The sequence below is a fragment of the Aquabacterium sp. genome, assembly GCF_004297345.1.
GTDB lineage: Bacteria > Pseudomonadota > Gammaproteobacteria > Burkholderiales > Burkholderiaceae_C > Aquabacterium.
Window position 1 is genome coordinate 1 of the sequence record NZ_SCTN01000227.1, and the last position, 3717, is coordinate 3717.

At 59.3% G+C, this 3717-nt stretch carries 5 protein-coding genes; 2 read left to right on the forward strand and 3 right to left on the reverse strand.

Going from position 1 to position 3717, the window contains the following annotated elements; all coding sequences use genetic code 11:
* The 3 genes from leuD to leuC form a co-directional block, all read right to left on the reverse strand.
* The coding region (leuD, locus tag EPO09_RS08130; protein ID WP_290641977.1) for a 3-isopropylmalate dehydratase small subunit at positions 1-554 on the reverse strand (554 nt) is incomplete at its 3' end.
* A gap of 6 nt (positions 555-560) precedes the next feature.
* Positions 561-692 (reverse strand): entericidin A/B family lipoprotein, encoded by a 132-nt coding sequence (locus tag EPO09_RS08135; protein ID WP_290641979.1) that lies wholly within the window; start codon positions 690-692, stop codon positions 561-563.
* Positions 693-725: 33 nt separating this feature from the next.
* On the reverse strand, positions 726-2135 hold the full coding sequence (gene leuC / locus EPO09_RS08140; RefSeq protein WP_290641980.1) for a 3-isopropylmalate dehydratase large subunit: 1410 nt from the start codon (positions 2133-2135) through the stop codon (positions 726-728).
* Between the two features lie 488 nt (positions 2136-2623).
* Here leuC and EPO09_RS08145 point away from each other — a divergent pair, with 488 nt between their 5' ends.
* The gene (locus EPO09_RS08145; protein ID WP_290641982.1) at positions 2624-3265 is read left to right on the forward strand and encodes a response regulator transcription factor; all 642 of its coding nucleotides are present in this window, start codon (positions 2624-2626) and stop codon (positions 3263-3265) included.
* 38 nt (positions 3266-3303) lie between these two features.
* Positions 3304-3717, forward strand: a 414-nt coding sequence (locus tag EPO09_RS08150) for a Plug domain-containing protein (protein WP_290641984.1), incomplete at its 3' end; no start/stop codon positions are given.

Consider the following 3717-nt stretch of genomic DNA (forward strand, 5'->3'; position numbering starts at 1 on the left):
TCGTCAAAGCCATTGAGCAGACAGTACTTGCGGAACGCTTGCACCTCGAACGGCAGCTCGGTGCCATCGGCTGTGATCACGACCTGGCGCTCCAGATCGATGGTCAACTCGTAACCGGGGAAGGCAGCCACTTCATTGAACAACTTGTCGACCTGCGCCTCGCTCAGCACGATGGGCAGCAGGCCGTTCTTGAAGCTGTTGTTGAAGAAGATGTCGGCAAAGCTGGGCGCAATGATGGCGCGAAAGCCATATTGATCCAGCGCCCAGGGCGCGTGCTCGCGGCTGGAGCCACACCCGAAGTTCTTGCGGGCCAGCAGCACGGAGGCGCCTTTGTAGCGCGGCTGGTTCAACACGAAGTCCGGGTTGGGCTTGCGGCTGGCAGGATCCTGGCCGGGCTCGCCCGCGTCCAGGTAGCGCCACTCGTCAAACAGATTGGGGCCGAAACCCGTGCGCTTGATGGACTTCAGGTATTGCTTGGGAATGATGGCGTCGGTATCGACGTTGTCCCGGTCCATGGGCGCCACGAGGCCCTTGTGAATGCGGAATGCTTGCATGGTGCTTTACTTTTTCGCTGCGTTGGAGATGGCCTCACCGGCCTTCTCGAGATCCTGCCCAAGACCGTTGACGGTGTTGCAGGCACACAGGCCCAGCACGGCCACCAACAGCATCAGGGATACAGCAAGACGTTTCATGTGAGGTCGCTCCAACTTCAAGACAGATCAGATTCAGGCGATGCGACGCACATCCACGAAGTGCCCCTGCATAGCGGCAGCAGCAGCCATCGCAGGGCTCACCAGGTGGGTACGACCACCGGCACCTTGACGGCCTTCGAAGTTGCGGTTGCTGGTTGATGCGCAGCGCTCGCCAGGTTCCAGGCGGTCGGCGTTCATGGCCAGACACATGGAGCAACCAGGCTCGCGCCACTCGAAACCTGCCGCCTTGAAGATCTGGTCCAGACCTTCGCGCTCAGCCTGCTCCTTGACCAGACCAGAGCCCGGCACAACCAGCGCCAGCTTGATATTGGCAGCCACGCGACCACCAACCTTCTTGACCACGGCAGCAGCCTCGCGCATGTCTTCGATGCGGCTGTTGGTGCACGAACCGATGAAGACCTTGTCGACCAGGATGTCGTTGATGGCCTTGTTGGGCTCCAGCGCCATGTACTGCAAGGCACGCTCGGTGGCCGAACGCTGAACCGGGTCCTTGATCTTGTCGGGATCGGGCACACGGTCGTCAATGGACAAGACCATCTCGGGCGAGGTACCCCAGGTGACCTGTGGCCGGATCTCGGCGGCATTCAACTCGACCACGGTGTCGAACTGCGCATCCGCATCGGAATGCAGCGTGCGCCAGTAAGCCACAGCCTGATCCCACTCGACGCCTGCGGGCGAGAAGGGACGGCCCTTGGTGTAGTTGATCGTGGTGTCGTCCACAGCCACCAGGCCCGCGCGGGCACCAGCTTCGATGGCCATGTTGCACACGGTCATGCGGCCTTCCATGCTCAGGGCACGGATGGCGCTGCCTGCGAACTCGATCGTGTAACCGGTACCACCGGCTGTACCGATCTTGCCGATGATGGCCAGCACGATGTCCTTGGCGCCCACGCCCTTGGCCACAGTACCTTCGACCTTGACCAGCATGTTCTTGGCCTTCTTGGCCAGCAAGGTTTGCGTGGCCAGCACGTGCTCGACTTCGGAGGTACCAATGCCATGAGCCAGCGCGCCGAATGCGCCGTGCGTGGAAGTATGGCTGTCGCCGCAAACCACGGTCATGCCCGGCAGCGTCGCGCCCTGCTCAGGGCCGATCACGTGCACGATGCCTTGGCGCTTGTCACCCATCTTGAATTGGGTGATGCCCACGCGGTCGCAGTTCTTGTCCAGCGTATCGACCTGCAACTTGGAGATCGGATCCTTGATGCCCTCCGAGCGGTCGGTCGTGGGCACGTTGTGATCGCTCACGGCCAGATTGGCCGACAGGCGCCAGACCTTGCGGCCGGCGATGTCCAGCCCTTCGAACGCCTGCGGGCTGGTGACTTCATGCACCAGATGACGGTCGATGTACAGCACGGCGGTGCCGTCTTCTTCGGTGTGGACGACGTGCTCGTCCCAGATCTTGTCGTAGAGGGTGCGTCCCATGATGCTCAATCGCGCAAGGAGCCTTTGAAGGGCCCAGTGTGGGGAAAAACGTCGATTTTAAGGCACGAGGCACCGTTTACCCCGCAGGGGAAGCGGGTTTCCTTGTGGGAATGCCCTCAGATGCACCCAAAAGCACAAAGGGCATGCCCTGTGACAGACATGCCCTTTTGCCGCTCCTCCCAGAGCGATGACACGGCTCTTTGGCCGCTCCCTCCCTGCCAGCTACATGATGACAGCGTTAAGACCCTCTTCTTTTGCGCAACTATATCACCTAAAAATTACCAATAAATTGCCATGACGTAGCAATAAAATGCAACAAGAAATTACAGAAAGGCCGCACTTCCGCTTCCTGACGATCTCCACAGATGTCAATCGATGTGTGCCATGGCTGTAAAATGCGCGATTCAGCGCAAAAAAATCGCCGACACGGCACCACTTAATGGTCACCCAATGACCATCTAACAGCAAAATCCTGGAGAAGAGGCCCTATGAGCATGATCAATGTGATGATTGCCGACGACCACCCACTGATCGTGGAAGGCTTGTCCAGCATGCTCGCCCGCCACGGCCTGCAGGTCATCGGATCGGCATGCGAAGTGACGACCGTGGTGGAAACCTTTGCCACCCTGAAGCCAGATGTACTGGTACTGGATCTGAGATTCGGTGAGGGCGGCATCGGTGGACTGGATGTGCTACTCGATCTCATCGCCCGATTCCCGGAAGCACGCGTCGCGATTTACACCCAATTTGACCAGGACACCGTCGTTCGCGAAGCCTACAAGCGTGGGGCGAAAGCCTTCATCCCCAAAAGCACGGACCCCAACGAACTGGCCAAAGCCCTGATCAAGATCCACCAGGGCGAAACGATCTTTCTGCCTGAAATCGCCTCGCGCCTGGCGATGCTCAGCGTTCACGGCGATCAATCCCCACTGGCCCGACTGCAACCTCGTGAAGTCGAGGTCTTCAAGTTGATGGCGCAAGGCCTGACCAACGTGGAGATCGCGGAGCAGATGAATCTATCGCCCAAAACCATCAGCACGACCAGCCAATCCATCAAAGACCACCTGGGCATCCATCGTGCAGCCGACATCACACTGCTTGCCGTGAAGTGCGGACTGATCGAGCCCTGACAATATCGGTCATCCGTCAGTTTCGCAGTTGTACGCACATGACCTCCCTGTTTCGCCGATCTCCGATTTCGGCCTGCCTGTTCTTTTGTTTTCTGTCTGCCAACGCTCTCGCTCAAAAAGACAGCGGTGACGACGTCGATTCAACCGATTACGCTTATCCGGTCGTGATCACGCCCACGCGTCTGCGTCAGTCCCTGGCAGACGTCCCGGCCAGCGTGACCGTGATCACGGCAGAAACCATCCGTCGCTACGGCATCAACAACATCCCCGATGCCCTGAGACTGGTTCCCGGCATGGCCGTCACAAAGACCACGGGCAACGAGTTTCGCATCAGCTATCACGGCACAAGCGTGGTCACCCCCAGGCGGATGAACGTGCTGATTGACGGCGTCTCTGCGTACCGACCAGATCTATCGCATGTCGAATGGGCCATGCTGCCAGTGGCCGTGGAG

Bases quoted from the DNA above. Each gene is read 5' to 3' on its own strand.
- leuC (WP_290641980.1), bottom strand. From the start codon at position 2,135: ATGGGACGCACCCTCTACGACAAGATCTGGGACGAGCACGTCGTCCAC.
- EPO09_RS08135 (WP_290641979.1), bottom strand. From the start codon at position 692: ATGAAACGTCTTGCTGTATCCCTGATGCTGTTGGTGGCCGTGCTGGGC.
- EPO09_RS08145 (WP_290641982.1), top strand. From the start codon at position 2,624: ATGAGCATGATCAATGTGATGATTGCCGACGACCACCCACTGATCGTG.